We start from the raw sequence: 19615 nt of genomic DNA, 5'->3' as shown, positions 1-19615 counted from the left end.
CCCGCGAACGGGGCCCCTCGCCCTTCGCTTCATGCGGCCACCTCCACCCGCACCGGGATGTCGCGGAAGCGCCCGTACGAGTAGTGCGCCGCGCAGGCGCCTTCGGACGAGACCATGCACGAGCCGACCGGGTTCTCGGGCGTGCACACGGTGCCGAAGATCTTGCAGTCGGTCGGCTTCTTGACGCCGCGCAGGATCGCGCCGCATTCGCAGGCCTTGTTGTCGGCGACCGGCCGGTAGCCCAGGCCGAAGCGGCGCTCGGCATCGAACGACGCGAACCCGGGCCGGATCTTCAGCGCGCTGTACGGCACCTCGCCGAGGCCGCGCCACTCGAAGCTCGGGCGCAGCTCGAAGACGTCGGCCACCAGCGCCTGCGCGGTCAGGTTGCCCTCGGCGGTGACGGCGCGGATGAACTCGTTCTCAACCTCGTAGCGACCCTCGTTGACCTGGCGCACGAGCATCAGCACCGCCTGCATCACATCCAGCGGCTCGAAGCCGGCGATCACGACCGGCTGGCGGTACTCCTGCGCGAAGTGGTCATAGGGCGCCGAGCCGATCACGATGCTGACGTGCGCCGGGCCGACGAAGCCATCGATCGGCACGGTGCCGTACTGCCGGACTTCGGAGCTCTCGAGGATGTGCGTGATGGCCGACGGCGTCAGCACGTGGCAGCACAGCACGCTGAAGTTGGTCAGGCCCTCGCGGTGCGCGGTGCGGATCGCGAGCGCGGTCGGTGGCGTGGTGGTCTCGAAGCCGATCGCGAAGAACACCACATCGCGTTGCGGATTCTGGCGCGCGATGTGCAGCGCGTCGGTAGCGGAATAGACCATGCGGATGTCGCCGCCGCGGGCCTTCGCGCGCACCAGCGAAAGGCTCCCGGACGCCGGCACGCGCATCGTGTCGCCGTAGGTGCAGACGATCGCGCCGTGCTCGAGCGCGAGCTTGATCGCCAGGTCGATGCGGCCGATCGGCAGCACGCAGACCGGGCAGCCCGGGCCGTGGATCATGCGCACGTTGTCGGGCAGCAGCTCGGTGATGCCGTAGCGCGAGATCGCGTGCGTGTGGCCGCCGCAGAACTCCATGAAGCTGTACCGGCGTTCGGGGGTGGCCTCGACGCGCAGGCGCGCCGCGATCTTCTGCGCTACGGCGCCGTCGCGGAACTCATCGATGTACTTCATGGCCGGGCCTCCAGCGCCGGCGTCGCGCCGGCGAGTTCACCGAACATCGCGAGCGTGCGCCGCGCTTCCTCGGGATCGATCTGCCCGATCGCGTGACCGACGTGGACGATGACGTAGTCGCCGACGACCGCTCCCGGAACGAGCGCGATCGACACCTGCTTGCGGATGCCCCCGAGATCGACGACGGCCTGCTCGGCATCGAGCAGCTCGATCAGGCGGGCGGGAATGGCTAGGCACATGAGGGGCTTTCGTTGGAGGCGTAGGTGGGTGTCGGCTGCCGTGCCGCGACCCAGGCTTGGCCGAGGGCAAGCCCGGCGTCGCCGCAGGCGTGGCGCTGCGGACGCAGCACGCGCAGGCCGCGGCCCTGCAGGTGACGCGTGACGCGATCGGTCAGCACAGCGTTGGTGAAGCAGCCGCCCCCCAGACACACGGTGTCGATGTCGGACCGGTGCGCGGCGGCCGTGGCCCAGTCGGCCAGCGCCGATGCCAGTGCGGCGTGAAACCAGGCGGCGGCTTCGTCGACCGCCGTGGGGGGCGTGTCGAACAGCCGGCCGAGCAGCGGCGCCAGGTCCAGAACACCGTGCACATCGATCTGCGTGATGTCGAGATCCACTGGCTCGGGCGCAGCAGCAAGCCCGCGTGTAGCGCACTGCTCCAGCGCGATTGCCGCCTCGGCCTCGTGCGCTTGTGTGATGTTCAGACCGAGCGCAGCGGCGGCCGCATCGAACCAGCGGCCGGTGCTGCTGGTGGGCGGGCAGTTCAGACCGCGGTCCAGCATCCGGCGCACACCACGGGCGGCTGTCGCGCCGACGATGGCGCCGAAGCGCGGCTCGATCTCGTCGCCGCGGCCCATCGCGTGCAGCGCCGATGCGGCCATGCGCCAGGGTTCGCGCGCCGCCTTGTCGGCGCCGGGCAGGCCCAGGTGGCGCAGGTGGCCGAGGCGCTCCCACTGGCGCTCGCCGACCCGGAGCAGCTCGCCGCCCCAGGCCGTGCCGTCGGTGCCCAGGCCGACCCCGTCGAGCGCGAGGCCGATCACCGGCTTGTACAGCCCGTGCTCGGCCATCACCGCGGCGACGTGGGCATGGTGGTGCTGAACGCCGATGGCCGGCACGCCGAGTTCGGCGGCGAGTTGCAGCGCCAGCCGCGTGCTGAAGAAGTCCGGGTGCAGGTCGTGCGCGATCGCGGCGACCGGGCGATCGCACTCACCGAGCAGCGCCGCAACCGACGACTCGAGCGCCCGGCAGGGCTGCGGATCGCTCAGGTCGCCATGCACGCGCGACATCCTCGCCTCGCCCGCGACCGTCCGGCACGCGGCATTCTTCAGCCACGCGCCGACCGCGAGGACGTCGGGCAGCTCAGTGGTCGCCGTGCTGCGCATGATGGGCTCCGGCGGGCGCGAGGCCCGCGACACGGCGCGCCTCGACCAGCGCAGCCTCGAGGTCGGCCACGCGTTGCAGGGCCGCCGCGTCGGTTCCGTGCTGCGGCGCCACGCGTTGCTCCAGCCAGCGCAACCACGCGCTCATTCCCTCGCCGGTGGTCGCCGACACCTGGAGGACCTCGATGGTGGGATTCACGCGGCGCGCCAGGTCGATGCAGCGCTGCACGTCGAAGCGCAGGTGCGGCAACAGGTCGGTCTTGTTCAGCAGCATCAAGGTCGAGGCGGCGAACATGTCGGGGTACTTCAGCGGCTTGTCCTCGCCCTCGGTCACCGACAGGATCACCACCTTCGCCTCTTCGCCCAGGTCCCAAACCGCAGGGCAGACGAGGTTGCCGACGTTCTCGATGAACAGCAGGCTGCGTACGTCGTGATGGTCGTGATGGTCGTGATGGTGATCGTGCAAGCGCGAGAAGGCCTCGGCCACCATCGGCGCATCGAGGTGACAGCCCTTGCCGGTGTTGACCTGGATCGCCGGTGCGCCGGTGGCACGGATCCGGTCGGCATCGAAGCTGGTCTGCTGGTCGCCCTCGATCACCGACACCGCCAGTCCCGGCTCGCGCGCGCGCAGCGCCTCGATGGTGGCGCACAGCAGCGTAGTCTTGCCGGAGCCCGGGCTGGAAACCATGTTCAGCGCCGTCACGCCATGCGCCGCGAAGTGCTGGCGGTTGGTGCGCGCGGCGCGGTTGTTCTCGCCGAGGATGTCGGTCTCGAGCTTGATCGCGCGGGCCTGGCTCATGCCGGGCACCGAGACGCGCGCCGTGCCCGCACCGAAGTGCAGGTCACCGCGGAGCGGGTCGACGTGCACATGGCCGTGGTCGTGGTGATCATGATGCGCATGCACGTGCGCATGCGCACGGGAATGATCGTGCGCATGCACGTGCTCGCCAACGTCCGAACCGCTCTTGCCCGCATCGGCGCAACCACAGACAACACACATGCTCTTTCTCCTTCACTCGTCTTCGACCAGCATTTCCACCACGCGCAGCTCGGTGCCGCCGGTGGGTTGCAATTGATAGCCGCCACACTGCGGGCAGGCGTCGCCGCGCTGCGCGATCACGACCGCGCCGCAGCAGCGCATGCACCAGGCCGCACCGGCGGGTTCGTCGATGTCGAACCGCGCGCCGGCCAGGCAGGTGCCGGGTGCCAGGGCTTCGAGCGCGAAACGCAGCGCACGCGGTTCGACGCCCGCCAGTTGCCCGGCCTCGAGGCGAAGTGCCGTGACGCGAGCGAAGCCTTCGCGCCGTGCGCTGTCCTCGACCAGCTTCAGGACGCCGCCGGCCAGACTGGCTTCATGCATGGGCGACCTCGACGGGCATGGACTGCTCCTGCTTGAACGGTACACAGGGATCGTACGCGGCCATCAGCACGTCGAGCCGGCGCCGTGCCTCGTCGGTGTGTGCCGGCGGCCAAGCCTCCAGCGCACGGGCGAGCGCGCCGTCGGGATGGAAGTTCCACTCGGTCGGCGCGATCACCTGGCAGGCGCGCACCCGCGCCGCATCGCCCTCGCCGTCGAGTCGCACGTGGTGAATCAGCAGTCCGCGCGCCATCTCGACCCAGGCCACCGCCTCGCCGCGCGCGAGCGGCAGCGCACCCAGGCTCAGCCACGCGCATGCGGGTTGCGTGTGAGCGGACTGAGCCGCTTCGGGCAGCGCGAGCCGCACGCTCTCGGCAAGCCGCGCGCCGAGCTTGAGCCAGGGCGTGTCCAGGGGCTGCGCGGTGATGTCGTTGAGGCGCGTCCACACGCCGGTCTCGGCACAATCGCCCTGCCAGTGCGGCCGGCGCGCCGCCGCAGCACCGTCGGCCAGACACGCCGTCCAGGCGCGCAATCCCTCGGCATCGGCGTGTACGCGCAGCGGGGCCACACCGGGCAACATCGCGCTCGCCGCGGGCCGACACGCACGCAGCAGGCGCGCGGGCAGGCTGTCGGTGCGCTCGCACCACTCTGTCAGCCACACGGCCGGATCGGACTCCCAGGCCGTCACCCACTCGGCCAGCGGCATGCGGATGGCGTGGGCCTCCAGCCACGCATCTGCCTCGCCCGGCATCGAAGCGAAGGCCGGCGAGCTCGCGAGCTCGCGGGCGGCCGCATCGAGACTCGCATCGGACGCCGGTGTCTCTGGCAGGCGACGCGGCCAGTCGAGCCACAGGCGACGCAGGTGTTCGCGCAAGGTCTGCTGCGCCAGCCACGCGCGCGCCTCTACCGACACGGGCTCGCTGCGCCCGAGCGCCGCCTCCACGGCCAGGTCCGCACACGCGATGTGCGCGTGGCCGCACAGGCTGAACAGACTGCCCAGTGTCGCGGCCAGTCGACCCGCCGGCAAGCCGCGGGTGAGGCGACCGACCCAGTCCGGGCGCGTGTTGCGCAGGTTGTCGGGCCGGGCGTGGCCGGGTCGCACCCACAGCGTGCCGCCGAAGCTGTCGATGACGGTCATGGCGAAGCAGCCCGGACGGCGCTGCGGCCGAACAGGAACGAGCGCCGTGCCGGTGGCGGCTCGGCGGGTGACGACGGTGTCGTCACGATCTCGGTCGACTCCGGCGCGCCGCGCAGCGTGGTCAGCACTGCCAGTGCCGTGGCACGCGCGGCGGCCTGATCGGCGAACTCGAACATCGGCGAGAACAGCGAACACGCCGAGAACGCGCCGATGGCCGGTTCGTGCGCGCCGATGAAATCGAACACCTCGCCACCCAGTGCATGCCGCTCGGTGCGTCCGACTCCGTCCACCGCATCCTCGCACCGTATCGGCAGACGCACGAGGTTCATGAACCACGGTGTGATGAGAACGCCGACACCGGCAGCCGCCGCTGCTTCATCGTCCTTCGAAGGGCACTCGAAGCCGATCGCCTCGACCCGCAGCGCCGCGTTCAGCACCGGCACACCGGCCATGCGGGTGCGCGCGATGTTCGAGAACAGGGCCGCCAGGTCGGCGACGCGGCGCTCCCATCGGGCCACGGGATCGGCACGCAGCGTCATGGCGCCGAGGCCTCGTCCGCCAGCACCATGAACTGCTCGGCCTCGCCATCGCACTGCGGGCAGCGCCAATGCGCAGGCAGCTCTTTGAACGGCGTGCCGGGCTCGACCTGCCACACCGCGTCACCGAGCGCCGGGTCGTACACCCACCAGCAGATCTTGCATTCGAGCCGCGCGCCCGCGGGCAGCTTGGCCAGGTTGCCAAGGTAACTGCCCTCGAAGCGCGCATCCGCATTCATGGCCCTTCCACCCACGCCAGCACCTCGGTCAGCCGCTCGTGCGAGTCGTCCAGGTCCTCCTTCGCGGCTTGCGCGACGTCGGGCAGTTCGACGACTTCGACGGTGTTCAGGATCACCACGTCCTGCGAGTTGTAGTAGACAACGCGCCAGCAGTTGGGCATGCGCGTGTTGGTGATCCGGCAGTTTCCGTAGCCGCGCGACAGGATCAGCACGCGGCCGGTGCCGAGGTGGTGGTCGAGAAAGCCGATGTCCTCGACCGACATCGGCAGCAGCGTCAGGTTCACCACGTTCGCAGGCTGGCCGGCGCGCCAGACGCGCCACTGGTCCTCGATCTCGGCGAGCAGCGTCGGCGCGTTCTGCACATTCGGCGGCAACGCGTCCTGCCAGCGCGGCACCGTGGGCGACACGTCTTCGAGGGCCGCCGTTTTCAGTGCCTGCGGCACGGCGCCGAGCTCGATGCTGTCCGAGGTGACGACGCCGTCGACCGACGCGACCACGCGCCACACGCCGGCGAACACCGACTCCTGGACCCGCAGCTCATAGCCGCCCGGTTCGCTGCCCTTCACGACTGCGCTGACCTCGCCTTCGCCCAGCACCTGGTTGATGAGCTTCAGGTCGGCGGCCGGCAGGCCGCCGAGGTCGACTCCGAGATTGACCGCCCCGTGGCGCACGAGGTCGAGCTGCGCCAATGCCTCGTGCAACGCGCGCCGCGCCTGACGGCAGTCCACGACGTCCTCGGGCTCGGGCAGCACCGGCGCGCGGAAGGTCTCCATGCCTTGCGGCATCGGCAGGTACTCGAGGGTCTCGTCCTCTTGCTGGCTGCCCGGGCCGATGCCAACGGCCACGACCGGAATGGGAAAGTCTTTCATCGCAAGCTCCTGTTCAGGTCAGTGGCAAGACGCGCCGGCCGCCGTCGCGCTGACGACCGGAATGCCGATGGGAGCGCGCGAGACCGGCATCGCGAGCGCCTGCGTCACCCGGTCGACGAACACCTCCCAGTCGTGCATGCCGCTGAGCGTGGTGACGTACTGGCCATCGCGCAGGAATAGCAGCGTGGGCCAGCGCTGCGACCCGAAGCGGCGTGCGAGCGCGTTCTCGGATTCGCGCGGCACCACGCCGACCTTGAAGCGCCCCGGCAGGCTGCGCTGCAGCTCTGGCAGCACGACGGCCACGTCCAGCCCCTCGGGGAACTGCACCGGGTCGCCGGCGAACAGCACGACCCGGTCGCCGCCCTCGGCGGCCCAGGCATCGATGCTGGCCTCGTCGACCCAGCTCGCGCCGAACTGTTCGACCAGCCGTCCGACCAGTGCCGAGGTCACGACCTTCGGTGCCTGGACGGGCAGTTTGACGAGGGTTTCCGACCCCAGGGAATCAATCCTTGCAGCGGTACTCATGAGAGGCTTTCGGTGGTGTGAGTCGGACTCGCGCCGGAGAGTGCGCGCAACTGCGCGGTGGTCCAGCTCGATGGCAGTTCGAACGCCGCGTCCGCGACGTCGGTCGGGTCGAGGGCGTCGCCGGCCATCGCCAGCTGAAGCAGGTCCAGCGTCGCGTTGATCTCGCCGGCACGGCGGGCGTCGAGGCGCTCTTGGGCGCTGTCGATGAAGACCAGCAGCCATTCGCCGGGAGCGACATCGCCGAGCAGCGCGGTGCGCACGCGCCGCGTCTCGCCGCGCCCGTCACATTGCGCGTGCCCCGGGTCGGTTGAGATCACTTGCATGGGGATGCCGATGCACATGTCGTGGGTGGCCTCAAGTGGTTGAAGGAAAGAAGCGCTCATCGCCGACACGGCAAGCCACCGCTTCTGGCGGACGCTCGCCCTCGTAACGGGAGAGTTCGAGCTGCATAAAGCCGACGGCCTCGTGCTCGGCGAGCGGCTGTGTGCGCGGTATCGGCTTCGCGCCCCAGCGGCGCAGCGCGTCGATGCCGAGTGCGAGTGCGTCTTCCATCGCGGCGCGCACGACCGGCCGCAGGCTGCCGCCGTAGTCCTCCAGCTCTTCAGGCTGGCAGCCCACCAGGAGCACCTCGCGCGGGAACTGCTCGGTCAGCAGCGCGAGCATCAACACCTCCTGGAAACCGGTCTGGTGCAGGCTCATCTTCTTTGCCCCCATGAAACGCGGCACCTCGTCGTTCTCGACCAGTTTGAGCGTGCCCGGAGCGAGCCCGTAGTCGATCGCGTCGAAGATCAGCAGCTTGCCGGCCTGTTGCACGTGCTGGATCAGGTACAGCCCCTGCGTGCCGCCGTCGATCAGCTGCACGTGCGGCGCGAACTCGTAGCGCTGCTGCAGCGCCTCGATGCAGCGCACGCCGAAGCCTTCGTCGGCCCAGAGCAGATTGCCGATGCCCAGCACGGTGATGCTCGCATCGGTGTCACCAGGGTAGTGACAGGCGCTTTCGGACGGATCGACGCTCATGGCTTGCACACTCCAAATGAAAGATCAGTGCACCGCGCGACCGCGCGGCGACCGAAGGCGCAGGTTTTTCCACGCGCGGAAGCTGTCCCAGCCGGCCTGAAGCGCAAGCCAGAACATCGCGTCGGTACCGAACACGATCGCGCGACGCAGCGCCGTGTCAGGCGTCATCGCGCGCTGCCCGTGCACGAGCTCGTGCAGGCGCCGGCGCGACAGGCCCAGCATCCGCGCCGCCTCGGACTGCGACAGGGCCATCGGGGCAAGGTAGTGGCGACTCAGGAAAAGCCCCGGATGCCACGGCGCACGGGCCGGCACGCCGGCCGGTGGTCTGCGCTGCCACGACGTTGACACGACCGGTGACATGTCATTCCTTGAAGGTCCGGTGTCCGGAGATCATGGTGCTGACGACGCTCGAGCGTCCCATGATGTCCTCGCGAATCGCGGCGTAGATGTGCACGATCGCGAACACCACCAAGCCCCACATCCCGAGGTGGTGCCAGGTGTGCACGTCCTGCGACTGGCCGAACAGCGGAATCACCCAGCCGAACAGGTGCTCCTGCCACGAACCCATCTGCGCGCCTTCGCCGTACATCGCGAAACCGGTCAGGATCATGAACACAGTGAGCAACAGAAAGCCGAAGACCATCGCGAAACGCGCGAGCGGGTTGTGACCGACGAAGCGACCCGGTCGCGGCGCCAGGAAGGCGTACCACTTCAGCATGCCGCCGAGTTCGGCCCAGTAGGCCCGCTGGAAGACCGGCACCCAGAACAGCTCGCGCGCATGGTGGTTGCCGACCAGCGCCCAGTACACGCGGCCGAGCAGGCCCACCGCCAGCACGTAGCCGGCGGCAAAGTGCGTGAAGCGGATGTAGCCCATCAGGAAGTTGGCGCTGGCCTCGCCAGGTTGCGTGGGCAGCGGCGAGCCGATGAAGTAGCCGGTGAGGCCCAGCACGACGATCGCCAGCGCGTTGATCCAGTGCCAGATGCGCACCGGGGCTTCGTAGACGTAGACCGACTTGATCGACCGGGCCGCCGCGAACTCGCGCGCGTCGGTCGGGTCCTGGACGACACCGGACGCGACCGGCGTGTGGGGCGTGGACATGAGCGTGTCTCCTCGGGGTTGGCGTGGCGTTCGCAGTCAGACGCGGGCGAGCATCAGAAGCCCGACCACGGCCAGCGACGACCCGGCGAGACGCCACAGGCCTGCGCGCGCCTGGACCAGGCGCACGCCCGCCGCCAGGCCTGTGGCATGCAGCAGTGCCGTCGTCAGCAGGAACCCCGCGGCATAGGACGCGAAGCCGGTGCCGGCAGGGATCTCGCCGCCGTGCGCGACGCCGTGCAGCGCACCCGTCACCGCGATCAGTGCGAGCCCGAGCGTCGGCGGCAGGCGTTTCGCGAAGATCAGCATGACACCCATCAGCACCACGCTGGCCGCGATGCCGCTCTCGACGAACGACGGCGCGAGCCCTGCCGCACCGAGCACCGCGCCGATCGACATGGCGATCAGAAATGCAAACGGCCCGAGTGCACGCTGCGCACCCTGGCAGGCTGCCGCCGACCACGCGCCGACCGCCACCATCGCGAGCAGGTGATCGGGGCCGAGCGGGTGATCGAGTCCGGCAAGGAAGCCGTGCGTGCCGTGGCCGGCGTGCGCCGAGGCTGTGCCGGCGAGCGCCAGCAGCGCGGCAGCAAGCGCGAAGCGTCGTGTCGTCTTGGTCATCTTTGTCTCCTGGACGTCTTGGTTGGGGTGTGCCGCTCAACGGACCTTGACCGTCGCGAGCTCGGCGCCGTCCGGGCTCATCACGTGCGTCGAGCACGCGAGGCACGGGTCGAACGAATGCAGCGTGCGCAGGATCTCGACCGGCTGCTCCGGGTTGGCCATTGGCGTGTTCATCAGACTGGCCTCGAACGCGCCGATCTGGCCCTTGTTGTCGCGCGGGCTGCCGTTCCAGGTCGTCGGCACGACACACTGGTAGTTCTCGATGCGGCCGTCCTTGATGCGGATCCAGTGACCGAGCGCGCCGCGCGGTGCCGCCACCGTGCCCACGCCCTTGGCCTCCTTGGGCCAGGTCGACGGGTCCCACTTCTCGACGTTGGCGGTACTCGTGTCGCCGGCCTTGATGTTGGCGACCAGCTCGTTGTAGTCGTCGAGCATCATCTCGGCGCAGTACTGAGCCTCGAGCGCGCGGGCCAGCGTCCGGCCGATCGTCGTGGGCAGCAGCTGCTTGGCCGTGTACTGCGTTTCCTTCATGCCCAGCGCCTTCGGGAAGGTGCTGTTGATGATGGTGGCCGAGCTCTCGATCTGCTCCTTCACGCGCTGACAGTGCTTGTTGCCTTTCAGCGCATGCGCGTAGCCGAGGATGTAGCGCGCCAGCGGCCCGACCTCCATCGCGTGGCCGCGCCAGCGCGGCGACTTGATCCACGAGTACTTGGCGCTCTCGTCGAGCTCCTTGATGTCGGTGCGCGTGCCCTTGGTCTTGTCGCCCAGCACGTAGTTCGGTTCGGTCACGCCGTCCCACGGGTGCAGGCCCTTGGACTCGTCGGCGTACTTGTACCAGCTGTGCGGCACGAACTCCTGAACCTGCTCGGGGTCGCGCGGGTCGACGGGGTGGATCACGTCCCAGTTGCCATCGAGGATGGCACCGCCCGGCAGCTGCTGCGTCGAGTGGTCGCCCATCACCTTCTCGTAGGTGCCGTAGTCCATCACGTTGGTGGCCGAGAGGCCGCCGCCGAACAGCCAGCCGGCGTTCTTGTAGATCGTGCCGATGGCGAGCACGTCGGGGATGTAGACGTTGTTGTTGAACTCGATCATCTCGTCGATGCGAGCCTTCACGAAGTTCAAGCGCTCCATGTTGATCGGCGCCCCGGCGGCGCCGTTGCCATCGATGTTGATCGCGCACGGCACGCCGCCGACCAGGTAGTTCGGGTGCGGGTTCTTGCCGCCAAAGATGGTGTGGACCTTGACCCACTCCTTCTGCAGGTCGAGCGCCTCGAGGTAGTGAGTCACCGCCATCAGGTTGGCCTCAGGCGGCAGCACGTACGCCTTGTTGCCCCAGTAGCCGTTCATGAAGGGTCCGAGCTGGCCGCTTTCGACGAACTTCTTCAGCCGATTCTGGATGTCGCGGAAGTAGCCCGGGGACGACATCGGGTGCGACGGCGACACGGTTTGCTGCAGCTCCGAAGTCTTCTTCGGATCGGCCTTCAGCGCCGAGACCACGTCGACCCAGTCGAGCGCATGCAGGTGGTAGAAGTGGACCGCGTGGTCGTGCTCCTGCAGCGTCTTGGCCATGATCTCGCGGATCAGGTACGCGTTCTTCGGGATCTTGATGCCGAGCGCGTCCTCGACTGCGCGCACCGAGGCCAGCGCGTGGCAGCCGGTGCACACACCGCAGATGCGCTCGACGAAGGCCCAGGCGTCGCGCGGGTCCCGGCCCTTCAGGATGACCTCGAGGCCGCGCCACATCGTGCCGGTCGAGACGGCGTTGCGGATGACGTTGTTGCTGTCGAGGTTGACCTCGCAGCGCATGTGGCCCTCGATGCGCGTGACCGGGTCGACGACGATGCGCCGACCGGTGTTGTCCATCTTGAAGCCTTGAGTTTCGTAAGCGCCCATGTGTGTTGATCCTCAGGCCTTGGTGGTCGTGTCGTTGTTGTGTGTCGCGCGCTTGATCGCCGAAACAGCGGCGTGTGCCACCGCGGCGGCGCCGACCACGCCGGCAGCCGTGCCACCGACCTTGTCGGCGTTCGCTTCGATGCCGAACTGGTGGATGTCGGTCAGGCGGTTGTAGAACGAGCCCTTGTCCCAGAAGCCGTCCTCACTGCAGCCGATGCAGCCGTGGCCGGCCTTGATCGGGAAGCTCGTGCCCTCGTTCCACTGCACGGTGGAGCAGGCGTTGTAGGTGGTCGGGCCCTTGCAGCCGACCTTGTAGAGGCAGTAGCCCTTGCGCGCCGATTCGTCGTCCCAGGCCTCGACGAACTGGCCGGCGTCGAAATGCGGCCGGCGGTAGCACTTGTCGTGGATGCGCTGGCTGTAGAACATCTTCGGCCGACCCTGGCGGTCGAGCTCGGGGATGCGGTCGAACGTGAGCATGTAGGTGATCACGCCGGTCATCACCTCGGCAATTGGCGGACAACCCGGCACCTTGATGATGGGCTTGTCGAAGATGACCTTGTGGATCGGCGTGGCCTGCGTCGGGTTCGGCTTGGCGGCCTGCACGCAGCCCCAGCTCGCGCACGAGCCCCAGCTGATGATGGCCTTGGCGTCTTTCGCGACGTGCTTGAGCTGCTCGATAAACGGCTTGCCGCCGATGATGCAGCTCATGCCGTCCTGGTTCAGCGGCGGGTTGCCCTCCACGGCGAGGATGTAGTTGCCCTTGTACTTGACCATGATCTCTTCGAGGATCGCTTCGGCCTGGTGGCCGGCCGCCGCCATCAGCGTGTCGTCGTAGTCGAGCGAGATCATCGACAGCACCACGTCCTTCGCGAGCGGATGGGCGGAGCGGATGAAGCTCTCGGAGCAGCAGGTGCATTCGAGGCCATGCAGCCACAGCACCGGCGTGCGCGGCTTCGTCTCCATCGCGTGCGCGATCTGCGGCACGAAGGCGGGCCCGAGGCCGAGCGAGGTCGCGGTGAGCGAGCAGTACTTCAAGAAGCTGCGCCGCGAAATGCCTTGACGGCGCATCACCTCGTAGAACGTCTCCATGTGAGCTGTCTCCTGTTGTTGCTTCGACGATCCGGACCACCGGACGCGCCGGTGTGCGTCCTTCTCTTCACAAGTCGCGAGCCAGTTTCGAGACCATCGCGGGAAAACCCCGAGCAGGCTGCGCAAGCTGTTGTTCCGATTGAGAAAAAGATGTGCGCTCGGCGCGCGTCGGTCCGGGCCGAAACACGCGCCGATCGGTGCGCTTGCAATCGAGCTGCCGATGCGGAAGGTCAGTGTTCGGTTGTCAGTCCAGGTGCCAGACGCCGATCGCGGCGCGCAGCCGGCCAGCTTCGTCGATGGCCGAGGCACTGCCCCGTGCGCTGCGCTGTGCCAGCGCGGTGTTCTCGCGCGTCGACGCATCGAGAGCGCGCAGCCGGTCGTTGATCTCATGCACGCCCGACGACTGCGCGAGCGCCGCCGCGCGGATCTGCGCCACCATCACGCCGACGACGCGCACGCGGCCGCTTGCCGCGTCGATCTTCGCGCCGAGCTGCGTCGCGAGGGCCACGCCCTGCTCGGTGTCGCGCCGCGACTGCGCGGCGAGCGCCTTGATATGCACTGAAGCCTCACCGCTACGCTGCGCGAGCGCGCGCACCTCGCTGGCGATCACGGTGAACGCGCGACCGAGCTCGCGGTCACGCGCTGCGACCGCGGCCGCGTTCATCGCCGGCACGCCGGTCTGGGTGGCGAGCGCGTCGATGTCGGCGCTGATCTCGCCGATGCGGTCGACGAAGCCGGCGATGCCACCCATCGAGCCCTGCAGCGTGCGTGCCATCGCGCAGGCCTGCTCGGCTGCGGTCGTGGCGAGCGCCGCCGCGTCGGTGGCACGCCCGGCGGCATCGGTCAGCGCCGATCTCGGCCTGAGGAGCGCCGCACATGGCACATTCACGCTGACACCAACGACCGCCATGCGCGAGGCACTGCGGGATGACTACGCCGCCATGACAGGGATGATCTTTGGCGACGTGCCGCCGCTCCATGCTGTGCTTGCAAGCACCGAAGAGATCGAACGCCGCGTGAACGGATGAGCTTGTCCCGCCCTGTCGCCCACTGACTCGCCCGAAGGACGAGGGGGTGCAAAGGGGGTAGAAAAGAAAAAACGGGCCGCGAGTGCCCCGTTTTCCTTTTGTGTTGGCGGAGTGGACGGGGCTCGAAGGCGCGCCCTCCACCGGCGTGACAGTCACTATGCGGCCACGGTAATACCAGCTCCATGGGCGCGACGCGCCGGACGTGAACCGTGTGTCAGCTTCGAGGAACAGCGATCTGGCCGATCGCTTCGGCACAGCGACATGGTCGGCGCGGAGGTGGTCACAGGCGGGCAAGGGCTCCATGCTGCTCGTCAGCGATGGGCAGAATGCGTCGCGGCTTGGACCATCGATTCTCGTGAGGTTCGTCGACGTGTAGCGGCACTTGGCCGCGACCTGACCCGAGTCTGACCGCGCGATCCCGCTGGTGCAGCAGCCGCTTCGACAAAGTCCGCCACGGTTTGCCAGCCAGCCCTCAGCTGGGTTTCGCTTTTGCCCACGTAGTGGCCCAGCGTCACGTCGCCACCTGCCGCGTGATTCAACATCCGCTTCAGGACGCCACCGGAAACGAGTTCCTCGGCGATGCTCGCGAACGTCGCGCGCAGGCCATGCCCTTGCACTGCCGTGCCGGCTTGCGCGTTGATCCAGGCCAACGTCTTGCGCGCGTCCACGATTGGGAACACGGGCTCGTCAGACTTCCTGCCCAAACAATTGCGTTCCACGATCTCCACCGCCTGCCTGGACAAAAGGAGTTTGTGGTCGCTCCGATTCTTGGTGTCCCGCAGCACGATCTTGCCACCCTTGCGATCGACATCGCCGACCTTGATCGGCGGGTATTCATGGCGCTTGCTGCCATGGATCTCTACGCCGCGGCAGCCCGTAAGCAGTTGGAAGCGGTAGTAGTCCGCCGCGACCTTGGACGGTGCCGCATCTGCAGCTCGCCACCAGGCGCCGAGCCGTTCCGGGGGAATCGGTGAGGGATCGCCCTTCTGTGGCGCCAGCACGATGCGGTCGCGACCCGCCGTGTCGCGGCCCAACGGGTTGTCGGGGATGATGACCCCATGCCAGCGCAGCACAGCACGCATCACCTGCATCGCATAGGCGGCCTGGCGCTCGGATCGCTTCAGCAGTCCTGTGTAGATACCGCGGATGTCGTCGGCGGTGATCTTCGATAGCACCTTGTCAGCGACTGGATAAAGCTCGCCGTCGGCGAACTTCTTACCCGTCGTCGATATCCGGCCCGGTTCGAGCATCGCCAAGTAGTCGGCCCGAGTTCGCGCCTTTAAGGGCAGGCCATCCTTGGCGCGTCGCTTCTTCTCGACGTACTCGCGCAACGCCTTGTCGAGCGTCACGCCTCCCTCGCGCTCGGCGCGGTCGCGCGCCGCCGTTTCAGCGCGCAGACGAGCCTCTTCCTTTGCTGGCCAGTCCACCCCATCACGCGCAAGCGCCCGGATGCGCGCGGCCTCGGCGCACGCCGCGGCCAACTTTATCTGGCCGGGCCCCTCGCCATACTCTTGAGGCAGGCGATGTTGACGCTCTCCATCCGCCCCCTTGACGGTGTACCGGACAAGAAGAGTGCGGGTCCCATCGGGAGCAATGCGCAGTTGCAAGCCGCGGTCGAGAGTCAGCTTGTAAGGCTCCGCTTTCGGCTTGCAGGCGTCGATCGCTCGAACGGTCAAAAGGGGCATATCGCGGTTTCCGTGTCCGACTGGTGTCCGAAAAATCCTGAGATCGGATGCTATCGGTCGGAATCGCATGGCACAAAAAGTTCGCGTAACCTATTGATTTGTATGGATATTGTGTCGTCTCAAGAAATCCCAGAAAGTCCCAGAAAATCCCCATAAAATCGACTGTTAATCCGTAGGTCCCTGGTTCGAGCCCAGGTCGGGGAGCCACTGAAAAAGCAAGACGACACAAGGCCTTAGCGGTTCTCGCCGCTGAGGCCTTTGTTTTTTTCGGCCCGAAAACAGTGGTTAGCAAGCGCTACTGTCAGCAGAAATCGGGTCGGTGCGCTGTCGGAGCTCGTCGCTCGAAGTCGCCCGCCGCCGGTCGGTGTCGCGTGTTGTCGCTCCCTGTCGATAACGCGACGCAGCCAACGCGGTGGTCGATTGCGTGCAGGAAGTCACGAAGCACACCACGCGTTCGATGCGACAGAGCGCTGCACAGTCGCGCAAGGCCGAAAGGCTAAACCGCGATTCAGAAACGTCACAGGCACCCCTTAACCCTCAGGAGTCTGTGATGAAAGATAAATTCCCCCACGCCACCCACCCCGCGACCGCGGCCACCCCTGTCGCTGCGGCCGCCGCTGCCGTGGCTCAAGCGGCGCCCGCCGAACAACCGACGACGGCCCGCGGCCGCCCGCGCAAGGCCAAGCCGTACCAGATTGACGGCCGCAGCGGCTGGTGGGGCAACCCCACGCTACCCAACGGTTCGCGCCCGCTCAAGGCGTTCAAATCCGAAGAAGCCGCGGCCGATTGGATTGCAAAAACCTACGCGCTGGCCGCCCAGACCCAACAGCCCGCTCTGGGCGGGCCCGACGTCGCCACGCTGGCCCAGGCGCTCTACAAGTACGCCTTCCAGTTCACCGTCGTGAAGGGTGGCGCCGAGGCCGAGCTCACGCGCATCAACAACTACCTGCAGGGCGGCGGCCTGCCCACCTTGCGTCTGGTGGTCGATGCCCAGGGACGCCGCAAGCTCGAGCCAGTGCAACCTCGTGCGCACGCGAAGAACCTGGTGGCCTGGAAGGAATACGTCGACGTGCGGCGTGAGCTCCGCGCCGAGACCTATGCGCTCATCCATCGCTTCGGCAAGATGAAATGCGGCGCCCTCACCACCGACATGCTGCGCGGGCTGCACACCACGATGACCTGCGAGGGCCTGAGCGCCAGCACCGTGCAGAAGGAGCTGGCTCTGCTCAAGGCCATGTTCAACGCCGCCATCCGCGAGTGGCGTTGGACGGGCTTCATCAACCCGGCCGTGGGCATCGAACTCGGCAAGTCCGAGTCGCGCTTCGTGCGCGTCAGCAGCGAGGAAGAGCAGCGTCTGACACAGGCGCTCACCCGCTGCGACAACCCTCAGATGTGGCCGCTCGTCGAGCTTGCCATCACGACCTGCATGCGCAAGGGTTCGCTGCTCGCCATGAAATGGTCGCAGGTGAGCCTGGAGACCAAGGAGGTGCACGTCTGGGGCAAGGGGTTCAACGTCACATTGCCGCTCTCGCCACGCGCCGTTGAATTGCTCAAGACACTGCCGCGCGACGGCAGCGACAAGGTCTTCTCTATGTCGTCCAACGCCGTGCAGCTTTCCTGGAACCACGTTCGCAGCAACGCGCGCCTGTCGCTGCAGTTCCGCGACCTGCGCCACGTCGGCGCGACGTTTTATGCCAAGGCTGGTTTCAATGCGCATCAACTCCAGAAGGTACTGGGCCACAAGTCGACACGGATGGCCGAGACGTATGTGAACCTCGTGAACTCCGACGTTCAGGAAGCCCTGGAGCGCGCGGAAGCCGACGGCGCAGTGTCTCGACACATGCCACCTGCCGATGTGCACCCGGGCCGTGACGTCAAGGCCATCATGGCGGAGCGTCGTGCTGAGCGGCTGAATGGCCGGGCGGCACTGCCGGCGAACGTGCTGCGGTTCCCGAAGCGGGCGGCCTGATACGACCGCGGCTTCGAGAGGCCGAGTCCGGTGACGGGCTCGGCCCTTTTTGTTGGAGCGACGGTTTGAGTCACTCGCCGACTCGCGCAGACCGTGGGTCGAACGCTAAGGCGAAGCAAAGGCCGCTGGCTCCCAGGAGCGCCAGCGGCCGAAGCGTTGCAACCCTCGCGGTCGCGCGAAACGGGATGGGTCAGACGGTCGGCAACTGGAACACCTGGCCGAGAGCATGCAGGTCGGCAGCCGATGCGCCGGTCAGCTCGCGCCTCTTGGTGTTGGCAGCCAACTTACGTGGCTTGCGGGATGCGTTCGGAACGACCGGCTCAAGCTCGTGAGCCGCCGGAACCAAAGAAGGCACAGGAGGTCCGGCCTGGACTGCCAATGAACCAGATACCTCGGGAGCAGGCATGGCCGCGGGCTGCCACTGCAACTGGTCTTGCTCCGCCAGAACGAGCACGTGTTCGACCGCGGCCTCGAACCACACCACGGCACGGCCGAAGCGCTTCGGCGAGGGGAAGCGGCCCTGTTTGACCAGACGCTCCAAGGACCGCTCGCTGCAGCCCATTCGTGCAGCGACCTGCGCCTTGCTGAGCATGCGCCGCTCACTCGGCGTGTTGGCGGCGAGACGGTCGTCGCTCGCAGCGTGGGCGGATGGCAGGCATTGTTGAGCGGTGGCGGTCAGGCGACCACGCCGATGTGGGCCACTATGAAAAGCACCAATACGCGAGCAACCTTGGCGCCGGCGCCATCGAGACTGGCATTGCGGCATCGAGCACGCCTGCCGTCATCCTCGCGCCTGCGAGCCCTACACGAGCGCAAGGAGGCTCTGGCAGGGTCAGCCGTGACCCCGATGACCGCGCATTGAGGTCCATCAGCCACGCCACCATGACCGCCGCGGTGACGAAGTTCGAAAGCATTGCCGGGCAGATGCCCCTCGGGCACACCACGCCTGAAGCCGTCAAGGCGTTCGTCGACGGTCTGCGCCGCGAGGGCAAGAGCAATGCCTCGGTCTTGCGCTACCTCCGCGCCTTGAAAGCGGTGACTCAACTGCTGGGGGCCTTCGAGTGGTTGGGCACCAGCCATTCGAACCCATTCGCTCAGGAGGCGGAGCGCGTTCGTCTCCCCGAGCCGTCCATCGAGCAGCCTCCCTTTGCGCTCCAAAACCTACAGAAACTGCTGTCGTCCCCCAGATACCTGGCGATGAAGGGTGCGGCAGACCCACATCGTGCCGCGCGATTCTGGGCGCCCTTGCTGTGCCTCTTTACGTACGCGCGGCCAAGGGAGCTCATGCAACTTCAGGTGTCTGACCTCGAACGGCATGACGACGCCTGGGTGCTGCGGGTGTCATCGACGATGCAGTTGGACCCTCGAACTGGCGCGCCTCTCATGCGCCGGGTTCCGCTGCACGAAGAACTCGTTCGTTGTGGATTTGTGCGATTCGAAGGACTGGTGGTCTCGCATCTGTACGTCGACTACCCGCTCGGTCGCGCGGACGAGGTGTTTCCCAGGCAGATTGCCGCCTAGGAGCCGCGAACCATGCGCAAGCGGGTACGCGAACAACGTGGACGGGTTCTGTCTGGTTTCATCGGACAGCGATTTCACCCGCTTGGCAACACGGCTCAGGGAGGCCGGAAAGGTCGTGTACGGGCTCGGCGAACAGAAGACCCCCGAGGCGTTTCGAGCTGCCTGCAATCGCTTCATCTTCTTCGAAGTGCTTCGCCCATCGTCCGGTGACCCGCCTGACCAGGCCAAGGTCGACGCCCCGAGTCTCCAGGACACCTTTACGCAGGCAGTCGCGGCGACGTCTCGAGACACTGGCTGGGCTTCCTTGTCGGCCGTCGGTTCTTACATCGCCAAGAACGACCCGTCGTTTGATACGCGTCTGTATGGCAGCGCCAAGCTGAGTGAACTGGTCCGAAAGCAGTCGTACTTGGAGGTCAAGGAGACGGTCGACGCTTCCGGCTTTACGCATCTCGCGATTCGTCGACGATAGTGGTCAGCAC

At 67.4% G+C, this 19615-nt stretch carries 24 protein-coding genes; 4 read left to right on the top strand and 20 right to left on the bottom strand.

The features are described from left to right. Positions 1-29: 29 nt before the first annotated feature. From hypD to AC1DTW_RS14320, 18 genes are all read right to left on the bottom strand, one after another. On the bottom strand, positions 30-1178 hold the full coding sequence (gene hypD / locus AC1DTW_RS14405; RefSeq protein ID WP_477981861.1) for a hydrogenase formation protein HypD: 1149 nt from the start codon (positions 1176-1178) through the stop codon (positions 30-32). Beyond that, positions 1175-1417: a HypC/HybG/HupF family hydrogenase formation chaperone gene (locus tag AC1DTW_RS14400; protein WP_477981860.1), complete on the bottom strand. Its 243-nt coding sequence runs from the start codon at positions 1415-1417 to the stop codon at positions 1175-1177. The genes hypD and AC1DTW_RS14400 overlap by 4 nt, the downstream gene beginning before the upstream one ends. Beyond that, positions 1408-2556 (bottom strand): Kae1-like domain-containing protein, encoded by a 1149-nt coding sequence (locus tag AC1DTW_RS14395; RefSeq protein ID WP_477981859.1) that lies wholly within the window; start codon positions 2554-2556, stop codon positions 1408-1410. The genes AC1DTW_RS14400 and AC1DTW_RS14395 overlap by 10 nt, the downstream gene beginning before the upstream one ends. Beyond that, positions 2534-3553, bottom strand: a complete 1020-nt coding sequence (hypB, locus tag AC1DTW_RS14390; protein WP_477981858.1) for a hydrogenase nickel incorporation protein HypB — start codon at positions 3551-3553, stop codon at positions 2534-2536. The genes AC1DTW_RS14395 and hypB overlap by 23 nt, the downstream gene beginning before the upstream one ends. A 12-nt stretch (positions 3554-3565) precedes the next feature. After that, on the bottom strand, positions 3566-3913 hold the full coding sequence (locus tag AC1DTW_RS14385; protein ID WP_477981857.1) for a hydrogenase maturation nickel metallochaperone HypA/HybF: 348 nt from the start codon (positions 3911-3913) through the stop codon (positions 3566-3568). Then, on the bottom strand, positions 3906-5048 hold the full coding sequence (locus tag AC1DTW_RS14380) for a hydrogenase maturation factor HoxV/HupK (protein WP_477981856.1): 1143 nt from the start codon (positions 5046-5048) through the stop codon (positions 3906-3908). The genes AC1DTW_RS14385 and AC1DTW_RS14380 overlap by 8 nt, the downstream gene beginning before the upstream one ends. Then, positions 5045-5587 carry a [NiFe]-hydrogenase assembly chaperone HybE gene (hybE, locus tag AC1DTW_RS14375; RefSeq protein WP_477981854.1) on the bottom strand — a complete coding sequence of 181 codons (543 nt, stop codon included), beginning with the start codon at positions 5585-5587 and terminating at the stop codon, positions 5045-5047. The genes AC1DTW_RS14380 and hybE overlap by 4 nt, the downstream gene beginning before the upstream one ends. Beyond that, positions 5584-5823 (bottom strand): rubredoxin, encoded by a 240-nt coding sequence (locus AC1DTW_RS14370; RefSeq protein WP_477981853.1) that lies wholly within the window; start codon positions 5821-5823, stop codon positions 5584-5586. The genes hybE and AC1DTW_RS14370 overlap by 4 nt, the downstream gene beginning before the upstream one ends. Then, positions 5820-6692, bottom strand: coding sequence for a hydrogenase expression/formation protein (locus AC1DTW_RS14365; protein ID WP_477981852.1), 873 nt, complete (start codon positions 6690-6692; stop codon positions 5820-5822). The genes AC1DTW_RS14370 and AC1DTW_RS14365 overlap by 4 nt, the downstream gene beginning before the upstream one ends. Positions 6693-6710: 18 nt before the next feature. Beyond that, on the bottom strand, positions 6711-7217 hold the full coding sequence (locus tag AC1DTW_RS14360) for a thioredoxin domain-containing protein (protein ID WP_477981851.1): 507 nt from the start codon (positions 7215-7217) through the stop codon (positions 6711-6713). Beyond that, on the bottom strand, positions 7214-7558 hold the full coding sequence (locus tag AC1DTW_RS14355) for a HypC/HybG/HupF family hydrogenase formation chaperone (protein ID WP_477981850.1): 345 nt from the start codon (positions 7556-7558) through the stop codon (positions 7214-7216). The genes AC1DTW_RS14360 and AC1DTW_RS14355 overlap by 4 nt, the downstream gene beginning before the upstream one ends. A gap of 13 nt (positions 7559-7571) precedes the next feature. Then, positions 7572-8234: a HyaD/HybD family hydrogenase maturation endopeptidase gene (locus tag AC1DTW_RS14350; RefSeq protein ID WP_477981849.1), complete on the bottom strand. Its 663-nt coding sequence runs from the start codon at positions 8232-8234 to the stop codon at positions 7572-7574. Positions 8235-8258: 24 nt separating this feature from the next. Further along, on the bottom strand, positions 8259-8594 hold the full coding sequence (locus AC1DTW_RS14345; RefSeq protein ID WP_477981847.1) for a HigA family addiction module antitoxin: 336 nt from the start codon (positions 8592-8594) through the stop codon (positions 8259-8261). A gap of 1 nt (position 8595) precedes the next feature. Then, the gene (gene cybH, locus AC1DTW_RS14340; protein WP_477981846.1) at positions 8596-9333 is read right to left on the bottom strand and encodes a Ni/Fe-hydrogenase, b-type cytochrome subunit; all 738 of its coding nucleotides are present in this window, start codon (positions 9331-9333) and stop codon (positions 8596-8598) included. Between the two features lie 36 nt (positions 9334-9369). Then, positions 9370-9951 carry a HupE/UreJ family protein gene (locus tag AC1DTW_RS14335; RefSeq protein ID WP_477981845.1) on the bottom strand — a complete coding sequence of 194 codons (582 nt, stop codon included), beginning with the start codon at positions 9949-9951 and terminating at the stop codon, positions 9370-9372. 36 nt (positions 9952-9987) lie between these two features. Beyond that, positions 9988-11844, bottom strand: coding sequence for a nickel-dependent hydrogenase large subunit (locus AC1DTW_RS14330; protein ID WP_477981844.1), 1857 nt, complete (start codon positions 11842-11844; stop codon positions 9988-9990). 12 nt (positions 11845-11856) lie between these two features. Further along, positions 11857-12933 (bottom strand): hydrogenase small subunit, encoded by a 1077-nt coding sequence (locus AC1DTW_RS14325; protein WP_477981842.1) that lies wholly within the window; start codon positions 12931-12933, stop codon positions 11857-11859. Between the two features lie 244 nt (positions 12934-13177). Continuing rightward, entirely contained in the window at positions 13178-13708 is a 531-nt protein-coding gene (locus tag AC1DTW_RS14320; protein WP_477981841.1) for a methyl-accepting chemotaxis protein, read from the bottom strand. On the opposite strand from AC1DTW_RS14320, the gene AC1DTW_RS14315 reads away from it, so the two are divergent. Then, a complete protein-coding gene (locus AC1DTW_RS14315; RefSeq protein ID WP_477981839.1) occupies positions 13698-13961 on the top strand; it encodes a hypothetical protein in 264 nt (87 codons plus the stop codon). The two genes, AC1DTW_RS14320 and AC1DTW_RS14315, sit on opposite strands and share 11 nt — an antisense overlap. 311 nt (positions 13962-14272) lie before the next feature. Here the strand turns inward: AC1DTW_RS14315 and AC1DTW_RS14310 are convergent, their stop codons facing one another. Beyond that, on the bottom strand, positions 14273-15646 hold the full coding sequence (locus AC1DTW_RS14310; protein WP_477981838.1) for a tyrosine-type recombinase/integrase: 1374 nt from the start codon (positions 15644-15646) through the stop codon (positions 14273-14275). Positions 15647-16196: 550 nt separating this feature from the next. On the opposite strand from AC1DTW_RS14310, the gene AC1DTW_RS14305 reads away from it, so the two are divergent. Beyond that, positions 16197-17615, top strand: coding sequence for a tyrosine-type recombinase/integrase (locus tag AC1DTW_RS14305; RefSeq protein ID WP_477981837.1), 1419 nt, complete (start codon positions 16197-16199; stop codon positions 17613-17615). A gap of 190 nt (positions 17616-17805) precedes the next feature. Here AC1DTW_RS14305 and AC1DTW_RS14300 read toward each other — a convergent pair whose 3' ends face one another. Beyond that, positions 17806-18207 carry a helix-turn-helix transcriptional regulator gene (locus AC1DTW_RS14300; RefSeq protein WP_477981836.1) on the bottom strand — a complete coding sequence of 134 codons (402 nt, stop codon included), beginning with the start codon at positions 18205-18207 and terminating at the stop codon, positions 17806-17808. 290 nt (positions 18208-18497) lie between these two features. On the opposite strand from AC1DTW_RS14300, the gene AC1DTW_RS14295 reads away from it, so the two are divergent. After that, positions 18498-19136, top strand: a complete 639-nt coding sequence (locus tag AC1DTW_RS14295) for a site-specific integrase (RefSeq protein ID WP_477981835.1) — start codon at positions 18498-18500, stop codon at positions 19134-19136. A 37-nt stretch (positions 19137-19173) separates the two neighbouring features. Further along, the gene (locus tag AC1DTW_RS14290; protein WP_477981834.1) at positions 19174-19605 is read left to right on the top strand and encodes an NYN domain-containing protein; all 432 of its coding nucleotides are present in this window, start codon (positions 19174-19176) and stop codon (positions 19603-19605) included. Positions 19606-19615 lie beyond the last annotated feature (10 nt).

It is taken from the genome of Rhizobacter sp. P5_A1, from assembly GCF_056400745.1.
This window is presented reverse-complemented; position numbering and strand designations above follow the sequence as displayed.